Source organism: Microbulbifer maximicatervae (SeqCode), from assembly GCF_052467505.1.
The window spans coordinates 3769016-3791496 of record NZ_CP174313.1 but is presented as its reverse complement, the minus strand read 5'-3'; the positions used below and the strand labels follow the sequence as shown (position 1 = coordinate 3791496).

The 22481-nt window shown below is 50.9% G+C and carries 23 protein-coding genes; 14 read left to right on the top strand and 9 right to left on the bottom strand.

Features of this window, described 5'->3' with window-relative positions; genetic code table 11:
- The first annotated feature begins 124 nt into the window (after positions 1-124).
- From ACJJIN_RS16660 to ACJJIN_RS16615, 10 genes are all read left to right on the top strand, one after another.
- Positions 125-574, top strand: a complete 450-nt coding sequence (locus ACJJIN_RS16660; protein WP_413664060.1) for a DUF4426 domain-containing protein — start codon at positions 125-127, stop codon at positions 572-574.
- A gap of 92 nt (positions 575-666) precedes the next feature.
- The gene (gene rdgB / locus ACJJIN_RS16655) at positions 667-1284 is read left to right on the top strand and encodes an RdgB/HAM1 family non-canonical purine NTP pyrophosphatase (RefSeq protein ID WP_444895467.1); all 618 of its coding nucleotides are present in this window, start codon (positions 667-669) and stop codon (positions 1282-1284) included.
- Entirely contained in the window at positions 1277-2491 is a 1215-nt protein-coding gene (gene hemW, locus ACJJIN_RS16650; RefSeq protein WP_444895466.1) for a radical SAM family heme chaperone HemW, read from the top strand. The genes rdgB and hemW overlap by 8 nt, the downstream gene beginning before the upstream one ends.
- A gap of 147 nt (positions 2492-2638) precedes the next feature.
- Entirely contained in the window at positions 2639-2968 is a 330-nt protein-coding gene (gene trxA / locus ACJJIN_RS16645; RefSeq protein WP_444895465.1) for a thioredoxin TrxA, read from the top strand.
- A gap of 365 nt (positions 2969-3333) precedes the next feature.
- Positions 3334-4593, top strand: coding sequence for a transcription termination factor Rho (gene rho, locus ACJJIN_RS16640; protein ID WP_108731406.1), 1260 nt, complete (start codon positions 3334-3336; stop codon positions 4591-4593).
- A 275-nt stretch (positions 4594-4868) separates the two neighbouring features.
- Positions 4869-5138, top strand: coding sequence for an RNA-binding regulator (gene rbp, locus ACJJIN_RS16635; protein ID WP_020413665.1), 270 nt, complete (start codon positions 4869-4871; stop codon positions 5136-5138).
- A gap of 156 nt (positions 5139-5294) precedes the next feature.
- Complete coding sequence (ubiD, locus tag ACJJIN_RS16630; RefSeq protein ID WP_444895464.1) at positions 5295-6761, top strand: 4-hydroxy-3-polyprenylbenzoate decarboxylase; 1467 nt, start codon at positions 5295-5297, stop codon at positions 6759-6761.
- Positions 6762-6944: 183 nt separating this feature from the next.
- The gene (locus ACJJIN_RS16625; RefSeq protein ID WP_444895463.1) at positions 6945-8165 is read left to right on the top strand and encodes a serine hydrolase domain-containing protein; all 1221 of its coding nucleotides are present in this window, start codon (positions 6945-6947) and stop codon (positions 8163-8165) included.
- Between the two features lie 86 nt (positions 8166-8251).
- Positions 8252-8755 carry a hypothetical protein gene (locus ACJJIN_RS16620; protein ID WP_444895462.1) on the top strand — a complete coding sequence of 168 codons (504 nt, stop codon included), beginning with the start codon at positions 8252-8254 and terminating at the stop codon, positions 8753-8755.
- Positions 8756-9063: 308 nt separating this feature from the next.
- Positions 9064-9393 (top strand): hypothetical protein, encoded by a 330-nt coding sequence (locus ACJJIN_RS16615; protein ID WP_444895461.1) that lies wholly within the window; start codon positions 9064-9066, stop codon positions 9391-9393.
- A gap of 177 nt (positions 9394-9570) precedes the next feature.
- On the opposite strand, the gene ACJJIN_RS16610 is transcribed toward ACJJIN_RS16615, so the two are convergent.
- The 9 genes from ACJJIN_RS16610 to gshB all read right to left on the bottom strand — a co-directional run bounded on the left by ACJJIN_RS16610 (position 9571) and on the right by gshB (position 18206).
- Complete coding sequence (locus tag ACJJIN_RS16610; protein WP_444895460.1) at positions 9571-10620, bottom strand: alpha/beta fold hydrolase; 1050 nt, start codon at positions 10618-10620, stop codon at positions 9571-9573.
- Between the two features lie 88 nt (positions 10621-10708).
- On the bottom strand, positions 10709-11959 hold the full coding sequence (locus ACJJIN_RS16605; protein WP_444895459.1) for a heme biosynthesis HemY N-terminal domain-containing protein: 1251 nt from the start codon (positions 11957-11959) through the stop codon (positions 10709-10711).
- A complete protein-coding gene (locus ACJJIN_RS16600) occupies positions 11956-13284 on the bottom strand; it encodes a uroporphyrinogen-III C-methyltransferase (RefSeq protein ID WP_444895458.1) in 1329 nt (442 codons plus the stop codon). Before ACJJIN_RS16600 ends, ACJJIN_RS16605 begins: the two co-directional genes overlap by 4 nt.
- Before the next feature lie 120 nt (positions 13285-13404).
- Entirely contained in the window at positions 13405-14187 is a 783-nt protein-coding gene (locus ACJJIN_RS16595; protein WP_444895457.1) for a uroporphyrinogen-III synthase, read from the bottom strand.
- A 1-nt stretch (position 14188) separates the two neighbouring features.
- Complete coding sequence (gene hemC / locus ACJJIN_RS16590; RefSeq protein ID WP_444895456.1) at positions 14189-15106, bottom strand: hydroxymethylbilane synthase; 918 nt, start codon at positions 15104-15106, stop codon at positions 14189-14191.
- Between the two features lie 77 nt (positions 15107-15183).
- Positions 15184-15606, bottom strand: a complete 423-nt coding sequence (gene ruvX, locus ACJJIN_RS16585; RefSeq protein WP_413664071.1) for a Holliday junction resolvase RuvX — start codon at positions 15604-15606, stop codon at positions 15184-15186.
- A 20-nt stretch (positions 15607-15626) separates the two neighbouring features.
- Positions 15627-16211 carry a YqgE/AlgH family protein gene (locus tag ACJJIN_RS16580; protein ID WP_444895455.1) on the bottom strand — a complete coding sequence of 195 codons (585 nt, stop codon included), beginning with the start codon at positions 16209-16211 and terminating at the stop codon, positions 15627-15629.
- Between the two features lie 34 nt (positions 16212-16245).
- Positions 16246-17157: an energy transducer TonB gene (locus tag ACJJIN_RS16575; protein WP_444895454.1), complete on the bottom strand. Its 912-nt coding sequence runs from the start codon at positions 17155-17157 to the stop codon at positions 16246-16248.
- 92 nt (positions 17158-17249) lie between these two features.
- Entirely contained in the window at positions 17250-18206 is a 957-nt protein-coding gene (gene gshB, locus ACJJIN_RS16570; protein ID WP_444898268.1) for a glutathione synthase, read from the bottom strand.
- Positions 18207-18556: 350 nt separating this feature from the next.
- On the opposite strand from gshB, the gene pilG reads away from it, so the two are divergent.
- The 4 genes from pilG (at position 18557) to ACJJIN_RS16550 (ending at position 22408) form a co-directional block, all read left to right on the top strand.
- Positions 18557-18952: a twitching motility response regulator PilG gene (gene pilG / locus ACJJIN_RS16565; RefSeq protein WP_020413651.1), complete on the top strand. Its 396-nt coding sequence runs from the start codon at positions 18557-18559 to the stop codon at positions 18950-18952.
- A 235-nt stretch (positions 18953-19187) separates the two neighbouring features.
- Entirely contained in the window at positions 19188-19550 is a 363-nt protein-coding gene (gene pilH, locus ACJJIN_RS16560) for a twitching motility response regulator PilH (RefSeq protein ID WP_108731421.1), read from the top strand.
- A 16-nt stretch (positions 19551-19566) separates the two neighbouring features.
- The gene (locus tag ACJJIN_RS16555) at positions 19567-20106 is read left to right on the top strand and encodes a chemotaxis protein CheW (protein WP_444892581.1); all 540 of its coding nucleotides are present in this window, start codon (positions 19567-19569) and stop codon (positions 20104-20106) included.
- Between the two features lie 160 nt (positions 20107-20266).
- Positions 20267-22408, top strand: coding sequence for a methyl-accepting chemotaxis protein (locus ACJJIN_RS16550; RefSeq protein ID WP_413664075.1), 2142 nt, complete (start codon positions 20267-20269; stop codon positions 22406-22408).
- The last annotated feature ends 73 nt before the right edge of the window (positions 22409-22481 follow it).

The window sequence follows — 22481 nt, the reverse complement described above, 5'->3', positions numbered from 1 at the left end:
GCTCTTTTGTGGAGGACTTTGGCGCGATAAATAGATCGAGAAAGGCACTCCTGAGGGGGCCTGACTGGAATTGACCACCAAACCTGCCGGGAGAGGTGGCGCCTATAACAACTGGAGGTGGAGCGTGAAACGCATCCTTACCCTGGCTGCTTCTGTGGCCTTGCTATTTTTATCTGTCGGCGCTGCCGCGCAAGAAGCGCGTACGATTAAGAACTACGCTGATTTTGGCGACTATCGAGTAGTCTATTCAGTGTTCAATAGCGATTTTATCCAGCCGGATATCGCCCGTCAGTACCAGTTGGCTCGAGCAAAAGATCGGGCCTATGTAAATGTCTCTGTCGTCAAGAAAGAGGGCGGAACTCATGGCCTCAGCGCTGAGATGTCTGGTACAGCTACCAACCTGATCCAGCAGTCAAGACCACTTAAGTTCAAAGAAATTCGGGAAGGGGATGCTGTTTACTATCTCGCGCCCCTGCGTTTTGAGGATGAGGAAACCCTTACTTTTAACGTAGATATTAAGCTGCCCAATGGTAAAAGTGAGACGATCACTTTCCGTCGCAGACTGAACCGATAGATATCTGCCAAGGTTCCGCTGGCTGAGAGCTGGTCGAAACCCCTTCTTTAAGATTCACCGCGGGCCGAGGCCCGCTTTTTGTTTGAAGCAATATGGTAAATAAAATTGTTCTTGCCAGCGGTAATGCCGGCAAACTTCGTGAGTTTTCACAGCTGTTCGCCTCATGGGATATACAGGTTCTTCCTCAATCTGACTTTGGGGTAAGTGACGCTGATGAGACCGGATTGAGCTTTATTGAGAATGCTTTGATTAAGGCCCGCCACGCCAGCCGTATCAGTGGCCTGCCGGCATTAGCCGATGACTCCGGGCTGTCGGTGGATGCATTGAGTGGTGCGCCGGGAATTTACTCTGCACGCTACTCAGGTGTCGGGGCGACTGATGAAAAAAACAATGCGAAGTTATTGGAGGCCATGGTTGATGTTGAATCTAAGAATCGCACTGCCAGTTTCCACTGCGCGCTGGCTTTTGTGCGGCAATGGGATGACCCGGTGCCTTTGGTATCTAGTGCAAAGTGGAGCGGGACAATTTTGCGGGAGCCGGCGGGAGAGCAGGGTTTTGGTTATGACCCGCTGTTTTTTGTTGAATCTGAGGGAATGACCTCCGCTGAACTGCCGAGAGACTTGAAGAATCGACTGAGCCACAGGGCCCAGGCTATGTCTCAATTTGAGCTTTTATGGCAGCAAAATATGCAGGGTGCCGACCTTGCCTGATCAGATTGCTGAATTACAGCTGCCACCGCTGAGCCTGTATATCCATATCCCCTGGTGTGTGCGCAAATGTCCCTACTGTGATTTCAACTCCCACCAGGCTGATAGAGACCGGGCTAATTCCGACTACGCCCTACCGGAATCCGAGTACGTGGCGCAGTTGCGCCAGGATCTGATCAGCCAGTTGCCTTGGGTGCAGGGGCGAAAATTGCAATCCATCTTTTTTGGTGGTGGTACGCCGAGCCTGTTCTCCCCCCAAGCAATTGGGCAGATCCTGGAGGCTGCTGAGCAGGTGGTGGGTTTTGCTGAGGGGATCGAGATAACCCTGGAGGCCAACCCCGGCACTTTTGAGCAAGCCAAGTTCACTGGCTATCGATCTGCTGGAGTTAACCGTCTTTCTATTGGAGTGCAAAGCTTCGATTCCAATCAGCTACAGCAGTTGGGACGTATTCACAGCGGAGAAGAGGCCGAAGGTGCCCTGGCGATGGCGCGTCGCGCGGGCTTTGACAATATTAACCTCGACCTGATGCACGGATTGCCCAATCAGACCGAGGTGGAAGCCCTTGGCGATTTGCGCCGAGCAATTTCCTTGGCTCCAGAGCATATTTCTTGGTACCAATTAACGATTGAGCCAAATACCGCATTCTACAGTGCGCCACCAGTCACCCCCGGCTCCCAGCTGATTGCCAGTATGCAGGGCAGCGGACGCGAACTACTGGCGTCCGAGGGCTATCGTCGTTACGAGGTGTCGGCTTATAGCAAACCCGAACTTGAATCCCGCCATAATATTAATTACTGGTCATTTGGAGACTACCTAGGGATTGGTGCCGGTGCTCATGGCAAGGTAACCCTAGCTGAAACTGGGCAAATTCTGCGCAGTCGTCGCACACGCACTCCGAGGGACTACTTGTCTATCGCCAGGCAACATCCCGAGCTGCTGCACAGTGCCTTGTCTGAACCCCATACTGACAGGGTTGAGAATGAGGATTTGCCACTGGAGTTTCTTATGAATGCCCTTCGCCTGGCGGATGGTGTTCCCAGTGATACTTTTACCCGCTACACCGGGTTGCCGATGTCCGAGCTGCAAAAACAATGGCCTACCCTGATGGCAATGGAGCTTGTAGAGTGTCTCGATAAGCGGATTGCTGCCACGGCTTTTGGCTTTGACTATATCGATGAGATTTTGCAGCGCTTCCTGGAGCAGGCGTAAGTCTGTGGCAGGAAAGACTTGAAATCCCATTTTGCGCCCCAATTTTGAGGGCAATGGTGCATCGCAGCTGTATAACCACCGCTGTGACCGTGAGAAGATGCGTTGGCGGTGCCCACGCATCGAGTAACTAAAGAACAGGAATGCAATATGAGCGAGCACTCAATCGTCAACGTATCTGACGCTGAATTCGAAGCAGAAGTTCTCAAAGCTGAAGGCCCGGTGTTGGTAGATTTTTGGGCACAGTGGTGCGGTCCGTGCAAGATGATCGCTCCAGTGCTGGAAGACCTGGCAAGCCACTACGGCGATAAGTTGAAGATCGTAAAAGTAGACGTTGATGCGAATAAAGAGAGCCCGGCCAAATATAATGTCCGTGGTATCCCCACGCTGCTGCTGTTCAAAGGCGGCAATGTCGAAGGTACTAAAGTCGGCGCACTGTCCCGCGCGCAGCTGACTGAGTTTATCGACGGTCAGCTGTAAGACTGTCGTTTCCATCCTGCAAAGGGGGTAAATTTCTTTGCAGGATTGGAAACACCCGTTATACTGGCTGTAATTCTGAAATAGTTCAGCGGTCTTGAATTAAATGAGACGAGCTGACAAAACGCCCCTCCACAGGGTCCCTGACCATCCCCGGCGCGTATACTCCTCGAGTTGAACTTGTTCTGATAATGCTCCATAAATTGATTATGGAGAGCAAAAGTTTACTGAGTACTGTGGTCTTGGTAGGAAAAGGTACCTAGGTGTATCGGGTAAATAAACGAGCTAATCTCTAATATCAAACCCCTCCTCAAAATTTCAGGCGTGTCCGCGCCATATGACAACAGAAACATTAATAAGCAATTGGTATGAATCTCTCCGAATTAAAAACCAAACCCATTGAAGAGTTGATTGAAATAGCCAAAGGCATGGGCCTTGAAAACCTGGCCCGTTCGCGCAAGCAGGATATTATTTTCAATATCCTCAAGCGCCACGCCAAAAGCGGTGAAGATATTTATGGCGACGGCGTATTAGAAATCCTTCAAGATGGTTTTGGATTTTTGCGTTCTGCTGACTCCTCTTATCTTGCGGGACCGGATGATATATATGTATCTCCAAGTCAGATTCGCCGATTTAATTTACGTACGGGTGACTCAATTTCCGGAAAGATTCGCCCACCGAAAGAAGGTGAAAGATATTTTGCCTTATTAAAAGTTAACGAAATTAATTTTGACAAACCGGAAAACGCACGTAACAAAATTCTTTTCGAAAACCTCACTCCTCTATTCCCCAACGATCGCCTCACCCTCGAGTGCGGAAACGGCTCCTCCGAAGACCTGATTGGTCGTATTATTGATCTTGTAGCTCCAATCGGGAAAGGCCAGCGCGGCTTGATTGTTGCGCCGCCGAAGGCCGGTAAAACGATTATGTTGCAAAATATGGCACAGGCCATTACACGCAATAATCCAGAGTGCCATTTGATCGTACTGCTGATTGACGAGCGTCCTGAGGAAGTGACAGAAATGCAGCGCTCCGTGCGCGGTGAAGTTGTTGCCTCTACTTTTGATGAGCCGCCGGCACGTCACGTACAAGTTGCGGAAATGGTAATTGAAAAAGCCAAGCGCCTGGTTGAGCACAAGAAAGATGTGGTTATCTTGCTCGACTCTATCACCCGCCTGGCTCGCGCTTACAACACAACAGTTCCTAGCTCCGGTAAAGTATTAACCGGTGGTGTTGATGCTCACGCCTTAGAGCGCCCGAAGCGCTTCTTTGGGGCAGCGCGAAATATTGAAGAAGGCGGAAGTCTGTCTATTATTGCTACTGCACTTATCGATACCGGCTCGAAAATGGACGAAGTGATTTTCGAGGAATTTAAAGGTACCGGTAATATGGAATTGCAGCTGGATCGCAAAATTGCTGAAAAACGCGTATATCCGGCCATTAATGTGCGCAGATCCGGCACTCGCCGGGAAGAGCTGTTAATGCCTGAGGGCGAGCTGCAGCGAGTGTGGATTTTGCGTAAGCTGTTACACGATATGGAAGATGTTGCATCGACTGAATTCCTAGTGGATAAATTGAAAGATTTCAAGACAAATGACGAATTCTTCCTATCCATGAAACGGAAATAATTTTTGTATATAAAGTAGCGCCTGAAAAGGCGCTCTTTATTTATTAGGAGCAGAATAAGACGATTAATTGCGTCTATTACTGTTGAAAAGGCGAGCCAATAGGCATATAAAGTTCCACATTGTGGCGCTTGATATGGATTTTAGGCAACGCGCCTTACTGAATTGGCCCAGGGGTTTATTTCTCCGCAAAGGGCCAATCTCAAATGGTTAATCTGGTGGAGCTGGTTATCCATTTGTGACTGCACGACAGCCCACACACCTAGTGAGAACCTTTTGTGAATATCTATATTGGAAATCTGGCCTACGCGGTAACCTCTGACGACCTGCACGAAGCTTTTGGTGCATTCGGAGAGATCTCTCGGGCTACTGTTATCACCGACCGTGAGACTGGCCGCTCTAAAGGCTTCGGTTTCGTAGAAATGCCTAACGACGATGAAGCGCGCAAAGCTATCGAAGAGATGAACGACCAACCGCTGTCTGGCCGTAACATCCGCGTTAACGAAGCTAAGCCTCGCGAAGATCGTCCGCGTCGCCCCCGCTTCTAAGCTGTAAAAAGCTTATTATTTCCGCGGCTCGCAGCCTAGGCTTGCGAGCCGCGACTCCCTCCCGCCTCTCTCTTCATTCCAATTGGTGTGTTGTTACCCATCCTGCGCCTTCTGTTTTACACTGCGCTCTGGTTTATAGTCACGCCTTGTTAGCCCATGAAATATAAAGATCTACGCGACTTTATTAAGTTGCTGGAAAAGCGCGGCCTACTAAAACGAATCAAGCACCCTGTTGACCCCATTTTGGAAATGACAGAAATTTCCGATCGCGTATTGCGAGCTGAAGGGCCTGCATTGTTGTTTGAGAACCCGGTAGGCTTTGAGACCCCAGTTCTTGCCAATCTTTTTGGAACACCAGAGCGAGTCGCCCTAGGGATGGGAAGAGAGAGTGTTGCCGAACTGCGTGAAGTGGGAGAACTGCTGGCTTTTCTCAAGGAGCCGCAGCCACCGGAAAATCTCCGCGATGCCTGGGAGAAGTTGCCGGTCTTTAAGCAGGTCCTGAATATGGGGCCAAAAGTCGTAAAGGGTGCAGCTTGCCAACAGGTAGTCCTTGAGAGGGATCAGGTTGATCTGCATCAGCTGCCAATCCAAACCTGCTGGCCGGGAGATGCCGCTCCGCTGGTCACTTGGCCCTTAGTAATTACCCGAGGGCCTGAGAAGAAACGGCAAAATCTGGGCATATACCGGATGCAATTAATCGGAAAGAACCGCCTGATTATGCGTTGGCTCAGTCATCGCGGGGGGGCGCTGGATTATCGGGACTGGTGCAAGAAGCATCCCGGTGAACCTTATCCGGTAGCTGTTGCCCTGGGTGCCGATCCCGCCACAATTCTGGGGGCCGTTACCCCAGTGCCGGATACTTTGTCTGAGTATGCCTTTGCCGGCCTGCTGCGGGGGGATAAGACAGAAGTGACCGATGCCTTACTCAGTGATCTTCAGGTGCCTGCCAGTGCCGAATATGTTCTGGAAGGCTTTATCTATCCCGATGATATGGCTGATGAGGGGCCCTATGGGGACCACACCGGTTACTACAACGAAGTGGACAGCTTCCCTGTGTTTACGGTAGAGAAGGTTACGCACCGTAAAAACCCCATTTACCACAGCACTTATACCGGGCGCCCACCGGATGAACCTGCGATTTTAGGCGAGGCTTTAAACGAGGTTTTTGTGCCAATCCTACAAAAGCAATTTCCTGAAATTGTCGATTTTTATTTGCCGCCGGAGGGATGCTCTTACCGTCTCGCCGTGGTCACCATGAAGAAGCAGTATGCGGGTCACGCCAAGCGGGTAATGATGGGGGTCTGGTCTTTCCTTCGTCAGTTTATGTATACCAAATTTGTTATTGTCGCTGACGAAGACGTCAATGCCAGGGATTGGAAAGATGTAATCTGGGCGATGACCACGCGTATGGACCCGGCGCGGGATACGGTGATGGTAGAAAATACTCCGATTGATTATTTGGATTTTGCTTCACCGGTCTCCGGTTTAGGCTCAAAAATAGGTTTTGATGCGACTAATAAATGGGAAGGTGAAACTAGTCGCGAGTGGGGTGTACCTATTGAGCGCGACCCGAATGTGGTTAAAAAGGTTGATGAAATTTGGTCTAAACTGGGCCTCGAGTAAGCACAGCGATATATTTTCAGTACTCCCGTCCGAATAAGCGCCCTTGGTGGCGCTCAGTACAGTGACCGCTTAGCGGTCACTCTTTATTTTTCTTCCTTCTTTGCATCTATAGCTTTTGCTGCTGGCGTCGCAGTCAGGTACGGGCTCGACCGTGCGCCTGAATTAACTATAAGGATTGCTTTAATGAGGAAAATTTATTTAGTGGGCCTGATATCGCTAGGTATTTTCATATTTTTGCTAGTTGTACCAAGTGAGCAGGAGCAAAGTGCCAGAATTGATAATATCGAAGAATTTATTCCTGCCGTTATGCATGAGGCAGCCATACCCGGAATAGCCGTTGCCAGAATAAAAGAGGGTGAACTTGCGCTTCAGCAAGTGTACGGGATGGCCGATATAGAGGCCGGCAAACCAGTTACTCAGGATACGTTATTTAATATTGCCTCGATAAGTAAGCCGATTATGGGTGTAACACTATTGCAATTGGTCGATGATGGTAAATTGGCGTTGGATGAGGATATTAATAGCTATTTACCATTTAAGGTCGACAATCCACATATAGAAGGGGAAAAAATTACACTGAGACATCTGGCGAGTCACTCTGCAGCAATTAAAGATTATTTTGACTACGCCACTTACACTGAAAATCGTGATCCCTCTATCAGTTTGGAGCAACATCTACGCTCCCTGCTGGTTAAAGGGGAAAGGCTGTACGGTAGTGGGGATTATTATCTGACAAATAACCCCGGGGAGCACAGACAATACAGTAATCTTTCTGCCGGTTTAGCTGGGTTATTGGTTGAGTCAGTAACCGGCCAATCTCTCGCCAACTATAGCCGGGATACTTTATTTCACAGCCTGGATATGGAGACTGCCAATTGGAGACTCAATGGAGTAGATCTGAGCTCTATCGCAGTTCCCTACAAAGTAGAGCAATGTGTACCATATATCGGTCTGTGTGTAGATAGTGAAGCAGAGAAGATGAACTATTTAATTGGTCGATTTATTGATCCTCCTTTTGAGTACAAGCAATTTCATCCGTATGTACACAGTGGTAATCCGCAATATCCCGACGGTGGTGTTCGTGTAAGCATTGCTGACCTCAGCAATTTCTTGCTAGCGCTGCTTAATAATCGGGATAAATCTGGAACTCAGATCTTATCAGATGTTATGTATCAGGAAATGTTTCGTCTGCAATTACCGTTGTCTGTATCAGATTCGCAGCGCTTCTTTTGGCGCGATCGCAATGGCCTTACTGGACACATGGGAACTGACCTGGGCGTATTTGTAGCTATGTATTTTGAGCCAGAAAGTAAGGATGGCTTTATTATCTTGATGAACAGAGACATGGATATTAAATCGGCTAATGCGATGAAGCGTATTGCTATTCGCCTCATGAAAATATAAAAACAACTGTAGGATGACCATTCCTGAAATTTTTATATTAAGGAGGGTCTTTCTATTTGTGTATTTTTCTAAAGCTGGATGGGAATATGATAGGGAATTTATCAAAACTAATAATTCTATTTTTTGGGATAGCAATATTTCAGCCTGTGATTGCCAGCCAGGGTAATGGTGCAGAGGCAATTTTTGAGAAGATCAAAGGGCTAGCTGGAGAGTGGAGAGAGGAAGGGGCAAAAAATGACGATTTTGTTATTAGTTTTGCCGATACAGCTGGGGGAAGCGTAGTACTGGAAAGTTGGCTCTATAACGGGCGCCAACATTCCCTGACGGCCTACCACTTGGATAACGATAATTTAATAGTGACGCACTATTGCCCCCAGGGTAATCAGCCCAGGTTAAGCTGGCAAAAAAATAGTGCTGAAGATACTTTGGCATTCTCTTTCAAGGATGTAACTAATTTTACTTTGGACAGTAAGAGTCGTCTGGATAGCCTTTCTTTTACCTGGCTAGGTAACGGCAAGTTACAGAGGGAAGAGACTTACTTGAAGAACGGGCAGCAGTTACCCTCATCCCTGACCTTGGTACGTAAATAAGCTGCCAAATCGTTATTAACTGATAGTTTAGATGTATTATTTCTCAAAGCTGGAGCGAAATTCGCGCCAGCTTTTTTATTTGTGAACTTTATTGTGGTTTTGGTTTATATAAGTATGATTCGCGACTGAATTTGCATACTGCTGCCAGCTTATTGGCATGGGGTGACAGTGCGCGCTATGCCCGGGTTGTGTTTTTTGCGTATGACGACATGCTGCATTGAAAACAAGTGGATATCTAATTCCTGGGGTTGGGAAACGGTAGAAGTTGGAAGTGAGTAAATAACTAAAATTAAATGGAGAGGTAACAAATGGAATTAATTATTTTTGTAATTATTATGGTGGCAGTTCTTGTTCTGCCTCTGAAGTTAGCAGCTGCCATGTTGGGGGCGAAAAATACGGGTGTATTTTATTGTCTTTTCGCTTTGCTGTTGGCCCTAATTATTCAAAGAATTGTTGGCGGCATGTTGCCGGGTGTGACGGATAGCGCTGGAATTTTAATGACAATTCCCCTGGCTGCTATTGCCTATATGCTGGTACTTGGTACGGGTTTTTTAAAGGCTATTCTAATTGCCCTTTTACAAGGGGTAATTACTTATTTTGCCATGCTACTTTTTGTGGACTTGCCCTGGGCTGTTTAAAAACGAAATAAATTCTCGTAGAAAGTCTGCAAGCGGCGACTTATTGAATGTTAAATCGCCATTTGCACTATCATTGATTGCTAATAGTTTCCTTGCGTGCAAGCTATAACTTTCTAAACAAATGGATGCTCTACACATCAGCCTCCGTGCCAATGATGTGTTTCCTAGATTGGGTTTCTACTGAACAGCCTGGAGGTTAGGCTTTTCAACAGGGGCCGTAAGAAACTTACTTAAAACATCAATATAAGTTGGAAAAGCTTCGAATTGGGGTAAATGTCCAACCCCTTCCATTTCGACTAATTCGGCTTTGGGGATTTCTGCTGCTGTACGCTTGCCTAATTGATCGTACCGGCCTAATTTTTCTTGTACAGCTTCAGGCGCGCGGGCGCGGCCAATAGCTGTTCGATCTCGGGTACCTATAATCAGTAGGGTAGGCACCTTGATATTGGCAAACTCATAAAGTACCGGTTGAGTGAATACCATTTCGGAGGTTAGGGCATCCACGGTTGCCATATGAGCTGCATCGGGTCCCAGGGCCCAGCCAGCTTGAATATCCAGTAGCGGGTTATATTCTTCGCGCCACTGCTCAGAAAAGTAGGCTTTACTCATGTAGCGTTTGATAGATTCTGGAGTTTGTTTTTTCTCGCGAGCAATGGCTTGGTCCAAAGGTTCATAGGGAACCCATCGCTTCCAGTCTTCAAGGCCTATAGGGTTTACAAGTGCTAACTTTTTGACTCGCTCCGGGTACATCAGGGTAAACCGGGTAGCCAGCATACCTCCCATAGAGTGCCCAACTACCATAACTTCTTTTATTTTCAATTTATCCAATAAAACCTTGGTATTGTTGCTAAGCCCCTGAAAAGTGTATTGGGTTAACGGTTTACTGGATTTTCCGAAACCGATCTGGTCCGGCGCTATAACCCGGTACCCCAGCTGACTGAGTTGGGAGATAGTCTCCTTCCAATAAGCCGCCGAAAAATTCTTACCGTGCAACAGGAGTACCGTTCCTCTTGCATCTCTACCCTCTGCAGGCGGTACATCCATAAAGGCCATTGCCAGTGGTTGTCCCTGTTGTTCGAAATGAAAGTGATGAACTGGATAGGGATATTCGTAATCAGTTAAGGCTTTATCTTGAGGCGTTACTGAATATTCAGCAGATGCATGGCCGGTAAAAAACACACTGGCGGTAAAAAGTAAGGCAACTATGTAGCGCACAAAGAGGGTCACAGCCGTGTCCTTATTGGTAAACGGGAGTTCACTATAGGCGCAATTGGGGGGGGGCTGAAAGGCCCGTCGGCCTTTCAGGGGGGATGGCTCAGGCGTGTGCGCCCAGTAGGGGAGTGCCTTGGCTGGGCATAGGCAACTGGGGCAAGTCCTTGACTGCTTGTAGCAAACCTTCCTCATAGAGTTTTGCTGCTTTGTCTTTTTCCCCAAGGGATTGAAATAAGCGAGCCAGTTCAGCGGAGGTAGCAGGATCTTGGCGCAACAATAGGCTTTTCTCGAAATACTGCTGCGCTTTGCCCCAAAGTTCATTGCGCATTGAGAGACGTCCGAGACAGGTTAGCAGTGCGGCACTCTCCCCATACTCTTTCAGCCAACCTTCAGCTGCTGATATTTGTGCCGCAGGGGCGGCCCCCACCAGGCAGCCGTAGAGTTCGGCAAGATTGGGGTCCCAAGCTCGATTGAGTAGCCAGCGCAAATGCTTCTCTGCCTCTGTGTCTTCGCCAATCCGATGCAGTTGCTGTGCGTAGAGACTGCGCAGGGCTTCATTGCGTTGCCAGCGGCCACTAAGGCTTTGCCAGGTATCGTGTAATTTATCGATATCTTTGCGATTAGCTGCTTCGGTCAGCTGATGTTGATACACCTCGAGTTCAAGCTGGTGCAGCTCAGCTTCGGGCATGTTCGCATGTTTCTCCAATTCGGGCAGAAATGCGCGAAGACGGCTCCAGTCACCCAGAAGGTAATAAGCCTGCTTGAGAAGTTGTAACAGGGCAGGATGTTTCGGCTCGAGTTGCTTGGCGCGCTCCAGGCTGGCAATACACTGCTCGTAATGTTTATCCAGGAGCTGCATACGAGCTTGGCTTAGGGCTACAGCCAGGCGGGTATCTTCACCACAGGCCTCCGCTTTGGCGAGTAATTCATTGGCCTCCTCACGAAAGCCCAGCTCAAAGGCGCTGCGCGCCGCCGCCAAATAATTGATCAGCGGGGCTTCAGATCGAGGGGCGCTCTTCAGCAGCTGACGGCGCGCCCGGGACCAGTTGCCCTCCATAAACTCCACCAAGCCGCTGGTCAGGCGTCGGCGCGCTACACGCTGGCGACCAAATCTCAGCCGGTCGACACTACCTCGGAATCCGCGAAAGATACTGCGAGCCAGCCAAATGGCAAAGAAGAGGATAATTAGAGCTGCTGCCAGCGAGAAAATTGCGAACCAGAGGTTCATCTCGTAGCCTTTATTCAGCTCACCGCCAATACCGATTACCAAGTAGCCGGGATAATTGTTAATAGCCTCCGGTAGAAAAGCGCCGAGCAGCAGTAGTACCAGAGCGGTGAAGAACAGTTTTTTCACTGGTTCTCCTCCTGTTGCGAGGCAGTTGGTGTGGTGGTGCCGGATGTTTTGTGTAAACGCTCAATATAATTGCGCAGGGCAAGCTGGGAGGCGCTGAGGTCAGGCATTTCGACCTGGATACGTTGTTTGCTAAGTTCCGTTAGTTGTTGGGCCAGCGCATCGCGCTGCGGACTGGCAGTGCCATAACTGAGTAGTAGCGACCGCGCACTATCCAGAGCGTCCCTGTAAACCGTGGTATCGCCGCGAAGCAATGCCAGTTGGGCCTGCTCCATATAAAGGCGCAGAGTCTGGCGAAAGCGAGCTTCACTCTGTGGGGATAGCATTACCGGGTTGATGTCTCCATCAATGGGGCGCACCGATTCGCGCATGAAGCGGGTGAAGTTGTGCCACTCCCGCTTCCACAGGGGGGCACTCTCCTTAATGCTGGGCTGCTCTTCACTGGGTTGTTCTGCCGAAGCCATATCGAATTGTGGTTGGATATTTGTGCGGATTAGCTGTTCTTCCAAGGCGCTGAGACGGAGGTATAAACCCTGGCGATCGATGTTTTGGACCAGCTTCAGTGAGGTGATATCACGGGCAAGCTGTTGGCGTACCCCGTACAGATCCGGTAAGTCCACATCGCGCAATATCTCGTCCACGCGCTCGACCAGCCCCAGCGCAGCGCGACTATCGTCTTCGAGAAGCAGGCGCTGGTTGGCTAGACGCAACAGATAATCTGCCTCAGCTAATTGCCAATCGTCGCGGCTTACATTTCCCAGCTGACCCAAGCGGTTTCCCTGCGCGGTGACACTGCGCTGCATGGAAGCCAGTTGCTGTTGCAGTTGGGCGATAGTGCGATTTTGTCGCTCTAGTTGATTGCGTAAATTGGCATCGGCCTGCTCCAGCTGACTGAATTCCCCGGAATAATCGGGGGTTTGGGGTTCAATTGGGGCAGAGGTAGCAGCAGGGGTTTCCGAAGCGATATTGGAGGTCGGCGCTTGGGTGGTGTTTTCAGCGGCAGCCGGCACTTCCGTTGCAGGGCTAATAGTGGTGGTGCTCTCCGGGGCTGCCGTTTTTCCGGGTAGATAGTTGAGGTAAGCGCCAAGGTGTTCGCGCAGCTGCGGAGAGTTAAACCAGGCCAGTGAGGCCACAGCAATCAAAATGATGATGAACAGTAGCCACCACCACAGCCCATTGGATCTACTGGCCGCAGCACCGCCGCTGGCTTTACCAGTAGAGGCTTTTTCCTCTGAGGCTTTGGCGAAATTACTTTTGCCTTTTACAGGCTTTGTGTTTTCCGGGGGCTCATTGGTCGCGGCTATATTTTGATCTTTTTTATCGGTCATGGGTATGGCGGCGCAGGTGGAAAATGTCGTCAGATTATAACGAGTGGCGCGAGCCTTAATAGCGGGCTAAACGCCGTTTTAAGATTTTTAGCGCAAAGCGATCGAGAATTTGATAGCAAATCAGCCGAGGGCCTTACGCAGTGTTTCCAGCATAGCGTTATCGCCGGCATTTAGCGCGCTATAGCAATGGGCAAAACCAAGCTCATTTGCCCGAGTGGCAACTCGTATACTCGGGCAGATAAGAGCGGTTTCAAAGAGTGTATTGCGGTTTATCTGGCGGATACAGGTAACCAGGTTATCGAGTGTTTCACCGCTGTGCACACTGATAATATCGGGTTGGAATTTATACTCAGCCAGGGAGGTTGCAGCCTCCGGTGGCAGCACTCGCCGATAGAGTTCGCAATAAGTTACTCGCGCACCCCTATCACTCAAGGTGTCGCCGATAAGAGGGCGGCCACCGGAGCCGCGAAAAATAAGAACTCTTTTCCCGTCCAACTGCTGTAACCAGGGTAGGCGCAGCAACTCCTCGGAGTTCATCGTATTGCCACTTTGCTCGCAGGGTATACCGCGCTTTTCCAGGGCGCTTGCGGTTGCCGCGCCGATCGCCAGAAAGCGAGGACCCTGGGGAAACTGTGGCCAATAATCTTCAAGCCAGTCTACGCCGTAGCGCACGGCGTTCTGGGAAACAAAGATCGCGACATCCGTTTGATCGAAATCGAGGATTGAGTTTTTTAAGGCCTGCATGGCAGCTTGATCCTCAATTGGCTCTATGCCGAGCATGGGGATGTTATCTACCTGGGCCCCCAGGCTGCGCAGTAGCGCACACCAGTTATCAGCCTGCTGCGTTGGCCGCGTACTGAGAATACGTTTGCCCTGCAGCAGGTCGGAGGTGAGATCGCCCATATCAGATAGCGGCGAGGATTTTATCGGCACCATCGGCCAGTAACTGTTCCGCGAGCTCAGTACCCAGGCGCTCTCCCTCAGCGGCAGGGCCACGATTGTCGGCATGTATCATGGTTTTGCCATCGGGACTGCCAACGAGTCCGCGCAGCCACAGGGTGTCACCATCCAGCTCGGCGTAGCAGCCGATAGGCACTTGGCAGCCGCCGTTGAGGCGCTTAACCAGGGCGCGCTCCGCACTGAGTCGGGCTGCGGTTTCCGGACAGTGGAGCGGTTGGATCAAGGCTTCCAGTTCGCTATCGCGGCGCGATTCGATACCCACTGCTCCCTGTCCGCCAGCGGGGAGCAGGATGTCCGTTGCCAGGAAGCTGCGGATGCGTTCCGGCATTTCAAGTCGCAGCAGTCCGGCCGCAGCGAGGATGATAGCGTCGTAATCGCCGGCATCCAGTTTGGCCAGTCGAGTATTCACATTGCCCCGTAAAAAGGTGACTTTGAGGTCCGGGCGACGGGCAAGTAATTGGCACTGTCGGCGCAGGCTGGAAGTGCCGACTACTGCTCCCTGGGGCAGGTCATCGAGGCTGTCATAAAGATTACTGACAAAGGCATCGCGGGGGTCTTCACGCTCGCAAATAATCGGTAGGTGAAGTCCTTCGGGGAATTCCATGGGGACATCTTTCATCGAGTGAACTGCGATGTCCGCACGGCCTTCGAGCATCGCCACTTCCAGTTCTTTAACGAACAGGCCTTTGCCGCCCACTTTGGTTAGTGGGATGTCCAAAACCTGGTCACCCCGGCTGGTGAGGGGGAGTAACTCGATAAGAAGTTCGGGATGCGCCTGTTGCAGGCGGTCTTTGACATAGTTGGCCTGCCACAGAGCCAAAGCACTCTGTCGGGTGGCAATGCGAATACGATCTATAGACATGCGGCTCAATCACTTATTGGTTGAAGCGGCCATTCTAACAGAGTCGCAATGCCGTGAGGTTCTCTGTAGCCGAGGGGCTAGCCCCTGGTGCGCAGCCAGTCTTCGAGAATTATCCGTGCGGCTATTGAGTCCACTGGGTCTTGTGCGTAGTTGCCACGATGTCCGCGTTCGTTGGCCTCTTCCTTGGCGGCTCGGGTGCTTAAACGCTCGTCAATAAGCTCTACCGGTAGTCCATAGCGACCGTGCAGGCGCTGGCTGAATTTTCGCGCACGCACGCCAAATTCACTTTCACTGCCATCCATATTGAGGGGGAGGCCAACCAGTAAAAGGTGGGGCTGCCACTCTTTGATCAGGCCTTCGACGGAGTCCCAATTGGGCTTGCCATCTTTGGCGGGCAGTGGGGCCAGTTCCCGAGCTCCACCGGTAAGGCTCTGGCCGTAAGCTACGCCAATAGAGCGGGTTCCAAAGTCAAAAGCTAGCGCTGTGACGGGTTTATTCATAGAGGTCAGTAGTTTTTCTGTTAGGCGTGGCCAGCTTGGGAGCCGAGGCCGGAAAGATCGATGCCGTGGCGGGCGGCGGCGCTTTGCCAGCGCTTTTCGACCGGTGTGGCGAATAGTATCTCGGGCTCTGCCGGCAGTGTCAGCCAGGCGTTTTCTGTCAGCTCTTGCTCCAACTGACCGGGCCCCCAGCCTGCGTAGCCGAGGGCGAGTAGTACATCGTCAGGGCCGCGCCCTGCGGCGAGGGATTCGAGGATGTCCTTGGAAGCGGTCAGGCTGATATCTGAATTGATTTCGGTTGTAGAGTCGAAGTGCATGCCGGTGCCGTGCAGTACAAATCCCTGCTCTGGTGACATGGGGCCGCCCAGTAGAACTGGTTCGTCACCGCGCAAGCTGAGATCTTCCAGAGACAGCTGCTCGAATACCTCATGCCAGTGCACTTTACTGGGCATATTGATCACTATGCCCATGGCACCGTCGCTATTGTGCTCAACAATCAGTGCGATAGCGTGTTTGAAGCGCGGGTCCTCCATACCGGGCATAGCCAGAAGGAACTGGCCGCGCAGGTTTCCGTGAGTCAGGTCGCTATCGATATTCGAATTAGGCATAGATCAGTAATAAACCGCCAGTTGAAAGCCCATTTTAGCCTCGGCTGGGCAGATCCCCCGCAGAAGTAGTAAGTCCCCCGGTTCTTTCGAATTGCCAGGTACGGATAATTTCCAGTCGGTCAACTTCGTTCTTGATCTCTACTGGGAAGGGAGCGAAGGGGGCAGCCAGACGCACAATTTGTTGGGCCGCATCATCGAGAATGCGCTCGCCGGAGGATTGAAGAATAACAACCTTCTCGACGGCTCCGGTGGGAAGCAACCGCACCATCATGCGTAACTCGCCACTAATTTGTTTTTCCAAGGCCTCTTCGGGAAAGTTATCGCTGCCAACAGCTTCTATTTTCTGGCGCCATTCATGTAAATAAGCGGCATCGGCTGAGGCTCTTGTAGCTACAGATGTCAATCTGCGCACTCGGGGGCGCTCGGCAATAGTTTGGCGAATTTTATCGAGACGCGCTTCTAGGCTAGCTATTTTAGGGTTGCTCAATGGCAGGTCATTGGGTGCGTCGCCGCGCTTTTGCTCGGATAACTTATCTTCTGCCGAAAGTTCAGGAGCCTGAATCGGGCTCTCACTAACTGTGGTAATTAACAGACGGCGTTGCTCTGCTGGTCGCGCAGATTGTTGTTGTGGCAAAGGCGTCACGCGATGAATTTGCGTATCGACAAACTCGGCACGGCGCTTAGTGGATAACTCTTTCCGAGAGTCTGCAGTACCACTGGCTAATTGGTTGTGCTGTGCCAAGTAGTCAGCATCCTCTGGGGCCTGAGCGGAATTTTGCAAAGAAAGTGTGACTTCAAGTGTCGGTGGCGCCTGTGCACCTTCGGGAAACCCAAAAGTTAGCCTAAAGATAATTAACACGTGCAAGGCGACCGCAAGAAACAATGAGAATACAAAGCGATCACGCTGCATTGCATGAAATTGAGTCGCGTTGGCAGAGGAATTCATTATCTATTATCAACTACTACTTATTCGGGCGTGCATTTCACACAGCCTTGTTCCCAGTGGTAAACCGCCCTGAGAGTTATCAAACGTCCAGTTTACCTTTTTTGTGCCAGCAGGTGTGTGATGCCGCTCATTAGTCGCGCGCCTATGTCCGTATTGTAAGCGGCATCGATTTCCCTGACACAAGTGGGACTGGTGACGTTAATTTCTGTTAGGTAGTCACCAATAACGTCCAGCCCGACAAATAACAGGCCTTTTTCCTTCAAGGTGGGAGCGACTTGCTCAACGATCCAACGATCTCTATCGGTCAGGGGACGTGCTTCGCCGCGCCCGCCGGCTGCAAGGTTGCCGCGAGTCTCGCCCGCTTCCGGAATTCGCGCCAAGCAATAGGGAATCGCTTCACCGTTAACGACCAGGATACGCTTGTCACCGTCTTTGATTTCGGGGATGTAACGCTGCGCCATAATCTGCTGGCGGCCGTGGTCGGTAAGCATTTCCAGAATTGCTCCCAAGTTGGCGCCGTCCGGTTTGCAATGAAAGATGCCCGCACCGCCCATACCGTCTAGAGGTTTAAAAATGACATCTTGATGAGTTCGGTGAAATTCCCGCAGCTTGGCCATATCGCGACTGACTAGAACCGGTGGGCAGCACTGGGGGAAACTTGTCGCAAAAATTTTCTCATTACAGTCGCGTAGCGCCTGGGGCTTGTTGACTACCGTTGCACCTTCGCGCTCTGCGGCTTCGAGAATATAAGTGGAATAAATATATTCATTATCAAAGGGGGGGTCGACACGCATCAGGATTACATCCAGCTCGCCGAGAGGCATTTCTCTGGACTCTTCCAGAGAAAACCAACGATTCTCATCATCAAAAACCTGCATAGGGCAGCCGCGCCCAGTTGCGCGCCCATTCTCCAGGTAAAGATGGCTCTGCTCGAAATAAAACAGCTGGAAACCACAATCTTGTGCGGCTTGTAACAGTGCAAGCGTCGTATCTTTTTTAAAATTGATCTGGGCGATGGGGTCCATCACCACACCGAGGGAATAATTCATACGGGTTTCCAAATCGTTGGGTATTTCTATCCCAGTTATCACTGGTTTTGCTCCCAAATTTGTGGTCGCTACCAGCGTTGTTGGATAGATAAGGTAAGAGCAGCTTTGCGAAGGTGCAACCTTCTTAGCGCAATACCTCCAATGAATGTATAAGTGGTGATAATTTGAACTGCGTCGCCTGCAGTGTGTCGACTCAGCTAGATTCGCCTGGGGTTCTGTGATAAAAGTTCGTCTCAGCGTGCGACCTTCGCCAGGCTAGGCGCCCGGACCCCGCAAGCGGTTTGAAAAAAGGGCGCAACTAAAGTTTTCGCGTGCCCGAAAATAAGTAAACAGGGGATTCAAAAAAGACTATGGAGCTTAACTGGGAAAGTCTGACTGTCATGGTGATCGACGACAGTAAGACAATTCGCCGCACTGCGGAGACGTTGCTGCAAAAGGCGGGCTGTACCGTGGTCACCGCGACAGACGGTTTTGATGCGTTAGCAAAAATCGCGGACTCCCGTCCGGATGTCATTTTTGTCGATATTATGATGCCGCGCCTGGATGGCTATCAAACATGTGCGTTAATAAAAAATAACAGCGAATTCCGCTCCACCCCTGTTGTAATGTTGTCGAGTAAGGACGGTTTGTTCGATAAGGCAAAAGGGCGTGTTGTTGGTTGCGATCAATATCTGACCAAACCTTTTAGTAAGAGCGAGCTGCTGGGTGCTATTTCCGCTCATGCCAAGCCGCACCATGCCGCATAAGTGGCCTACAAAAAAAGAAAATATAGATAACGGACTCCATTGTGGGCATTGTGCCCACAAGCTCGGTACCAAAATTTAATTAGAGTACAGATTTTCCGGTTGTTACAGACCGGTTGATTTTTGTACCCACACTATCGGTAGTCATAGTGCATCTCGGCACATGCTAGCGAGGATAATCACAACAAAAACCGCCGAGCGCAGTAGTTGTTGCCGAAAAGATGTCATGGGGGAAATGATGGCAAGAGTACTAATAGTTGATGACTCTCCTACAGAAACACATAAGCTGACAACCATTCTTGAAAAAAATGGCCACGCAGTAATCACCGCTCCCAACGGTGAAAGCGGAGTTGAAGTAGCCCGCGCCGAGCGCCCCGATCTGATCCTGATGGATATTGTGATGCCGGGTCTCAACGGTTTCCAGGCCACCCGCCAATTGAGCAAAGACAGCAATACCGGTGAAATTCCGATCATTATGGTAACTACCAAAGATCAGGATACAGACCGTGTCTGGGGTATGCGTCAGGGAGCCAGGGCTTACCTGACCAAACCTGTCGATGAGAGCAAATTGCTGGATGCGATCGGGGAGGTGTTGGCCTAATAGCCAGCTGCGAAAAGTGCAGTCACAAACACCTTATTTAGCTCTGGTTGATATTGCACGGCGCGCCAAAGCGCAGGCCACTGGCCTGCCTGGCCGCCGGGAAATCAAACCCTACTGGACCGGTATCGGTTTCTCTCTTCTGGATAACCACTTTGTCGCCTCCATGGATGACGTTGTGGAATTGCTCGAAGTGCCACAGCACACCTTTATTCCGGGCGCTCAGCCTTGGGTAAAAGGCGTCTCTAATGTTCGTGGTCGCCTGCTTCCCCTTATTGATCTCGCAGCTTTTTATGGCGGCTACCTCTCAGGTCCGCGCCAGCAACGTCGTGTTTTGGTGCTCGAGAGGGATAAGACCTACGTGGGGCTTATCGTGGATAAATTGTTTGGGATGCAGCACTTGGCGTTTGAGTATGCCCGTGAGGCACCGACAGATTTGAGTGAACCATTTGCGCCAATGGTGCACGGCCAGTTTGTTTTACAGCAGCATCGTTGGCTCGTTCTCGATATGCGGGCACTGATCAAGGATGCGCGTTTTATGGATGCAGCTTTACGCTGACTAATCCAGTTCTTTCTTTCCGGTAGCCGAGGGTGGTCGACCGGATGGCCCGCAATTAGTGCAGGGATGTACAGCACTGACTGAGGGGTCTTGTCATTAAAGCGTTAAAACTAAAGTGGTATTAAACCGGCCTAATGCAATGGCCCGCTAGGAGTAAATTATGAAACCAGGCTCCCAGAGTTCCTTTTCCGCGCTGCGCAGTAACCCTGCCGCGCTGGTATTAGGTCTACTGGTACTCGCCACGCTGGCGGGGCTTATTGTCAGTATTTATTTGGTACAGACTCGAGACGAGCAGGATAAAGAGTACCTGCAGCAAGTCGCCGAGTTGCGGGCCCTTTCCTATCAGGTAGTTTCCTATGCGCCGGCGGCAACCGCAGGCGATAGTGAGGCCTTTACCGAGCTGGAAAATGTTACCGAAGAAATGGCTAATGCCTGGAACCAGCTTCAGCGAATGGATGACAATAGTCGCCGCGCCCTGGGTGCTCAGCTGTCTGCCTACGATCAGGTTTGGCGCAGCTTGCGCGAGCAGGTCGACACGATTATCGGCAACCAGGAAACCATCGTATTTCTTAACGATATCGCTTCAACGCTGAGTGACTCGCTTCCGGAATTACAGGCTGAGCACAACAATATTGTAGAAATTCTGCTGGCTAACAACGCCCCGGCAAATCAGGTGGAACAGGCCCAGTTGCAGGTTTGGCGTGCGGAGCGTATTGGTCGAAATATCGATAAAATGCTCCAAGGTGGCGATGATGCTGAAGCCGCCGCTGACCAGTTTAATACCGACGCCAGTCTTTTCGGTAAGGTGGTTGACGGTATGAAGAGCGGCGATGTGGTGATGGGGATTTCCCGTATCACCGATGAAGAGGCTCGCCACTCATTGGATGAAATTACTGAGCTGTTCGGCTTTGTAAGCACCTCCGTACGAGATATCTTCGAAGCAACTCCAGCCCTGTTTGCTACCCGCCAGGCCTCTGACGGCATTATCGCGTCATCTCCCCAGCTGATCGAAGCATTGAGTACGCTGAATGACCGAATCGTAAACCTTTCAGATGATCGCCAGCCCAACAACTTGACCATTGCTGCACTGGCTTTGGTCTTCGTTTTGTTGATCTTCGGTATGATGGCGATGGCATTCTCCGGTACCCGCCGAAACCTGAAAAAAGAGGAAGATACCAACGAGCGTAACCAGCACGCGATTATGCAGTTGCTGGACGAGCTGGCCGACCTCGCCGACGGTGACTTGACCACCTCTGCAACGGTAACCGAAGCCTTTACTGGTGCGATTGCCGACTCCATTAACTTTACTATTGACCAGCTGCGTGTGCTGGTATCGCGGATTAATGGCGCTGCACAGGAAGTATCTGGCTTGTCCCAGGAAACTCAGCAGACTGCACTGCACTTGGCCGAGGCCTCTGAGCACCAGGCACAGGAAATTGCCGGAGCTTCTGCCGCGGTTAACGAAATGGCGGTCACCATTGACCAGGTATCTGCCAACGCCTCCGAATCTGCCCAGGTAGCCGAGCGCTCAGTACATATCGCAAGTAATGGCGCCAAGGTGGTACAGAACACCATTAAAGGCATGGATAACATCCGCGAGCAGATTCAGGATACCTCCAAGCGAATTAAGCGCCTGGGTGAATCCTCCCAGGAAATTGGCGATATCGTAAGTTTGATTAACGACATTGCCGACCAGACCAACATTCTTGCATTGAATGCCGCGATCCAGGCGAGCATGGCCGGTGATGCCGGTCGAGGCTTCGCGGTGGTTGCGGATGAGGTACAGCGACTTGCGGAGCGCTCTGCAGCTGCAACCAAGCAGATCGAAGGTCTGGTAAAAGCGATTCAGTCCGATACCAACGAGGCGGTAATCTCCATGGAACAAACCACCAGTGAGGTGGTACGTGGAGCTCGTCTGGCCCAGGATGCGGGTGTTGCACTGGAAGAAATTGAAAGTGTATCCAACAACCTGGCATCGTTGATTCAGAACATTTCTAACGCTGCCCGTCAGCAGGCTTCGTCTGCAGGCCACATTTCCAACACGATGAACGTGATTCAGGAAATTACCTCGCAGACTTCTGCGGGTACCCAAGCTACCGCCCAGTCCATTGGTAACCTGGCGCAGACCGCGAGTGCACTGCGCGAATCCGTTGCCGGCTTCAAACTTCCGCAAGAGGAAAGTGTTGAAAGCAACAGCGAGCTGTATGACGTGGAGTTGCCGGAAATGGATACAGATACTTTCGCTATTGAAGGTGAAGATACTCATTCATTGGAGTCCCGCGAAGACCGGGCCCTGGCCTAACCCACACAATAATGCCCGGCCATTATGAAAGTTGGCCGGGCGCAAAAGGGGCGCACGGAATTGCTTCCGATAA

Bases quoted from the DNA above. Each gene is read 5' to 3' on its own strand.
- ACJJIN_RS16615 (WP_444895461.1), top strand. From the start codon at position 9,064: ATGGAATTAATTATTTTTGTAATTATTATGGTGGCAGTTCTTGTTCTG.
- ruvX (WP_413664071.1), bottom strand. From the start codon at position 15,606: ATGAATAAACCCGTCACAGCGCTAGCTTTTGACTTTGGAACCCGCTCT.
- rho (WP_108731406.1), top strand. From the start codon at position 3,334: ATGAATCTCTCCGAATTAAAAACCAAACCCATTGAAGAGTTGATTGAA.
- hemC (WP_444895456.1), bottom strand. From the start codon at position 15,106: ATGTCTATAGATCGTATTCGCATTGCCACCCGACAGAGTGCTTTGGCT.
- ACJJIN_RS16600 (WP_444895458.1), bottom strand. From the start codon at position 13,284: ATGACCGATAAAAAAGATCAAAATATAGCCGCGACCAATGAGCCCCCG.
- pilH (WP_108731421.1), top strand. From the start codon at position 19,188: ATGGCAAGAGTACTAATAGTTGATGACTCTCCTACAGAAACACATAAG.
- rdgB (WP_444895467.1), top strand. From the start codon at position 667: ATGGTAAATAAAATTGTTCTTGCCAGCGGTAATGCCGGCAAACTTCGT.
- ubiD (WP_444895464.1), top strand. From the start codon at position 5,295: ATGAAATATAAAGATCTACGCGACTTTATTAAGTTGCTGGAAAAGCGC.
- ACJJIN_RS16580 (WP_444895455.1), bottom strand. From the start codon at position 16,211: ATGCCTAATTCGAATATCGATAGCGACCTGACTCACGGAAACCTGCGC.
- pilG (WP_020413651.1), top strand. From the start codon at position 18,557: ATGGAGCTTAACTGGGAAAGTCTGACTGTCATGGTGATCGACGACAGT.
- ACJJIN_RS16575 (WP_444895454.1), bottom strand. From the start codon at position 17,157: ATGAATTCCTCTGCCAACGCGACTCAATTTCATGCAATGCAGCGTGAT.
- ACJJIN_RS16595 (WP_444895457.1), bottom strand. From the start codon at position 14,187: ATGGGCGATCTCACCTCCGACCTGCTGCAGGGCAAACGTATTCTCAGT.
- ACJJIN_RS16550 (WP_413664075.1), top strand. From the start codon at position 20,267: ATGAAACCAGGCTCCCAGAGTTCCTTTTCCGCGCTGCGCAGTAACCCT.
- trxA (WP_444895465.1), top strand. From the start codon at position 2,639: ATGAGCGAGCACTCAATCGTCAACGTATCTGACGCTGAATTCGAAGCA.
- gshB (WP_444898268.1), bottom strand. From the start codon at position 18,206: ATGAATTATTCCCTCGGTGTGGTGATGGACCCCATCGCCCAGATCAAT.
- ACJJIN_RS16625 (WP_444895463.1), top strand. From the start codon at position 6,945: ATGAGGAAAATTTATTTAGTGGGCCTGATATCGCTAGGTATTTTCATA.
- ACJJIN_RS16620 (WP_444895462.1), top strand. From the start codon at position 8,252: ATGATAGGGAATTTATCAAAACTAATAATTCTATTTTTTGGGATAGCA.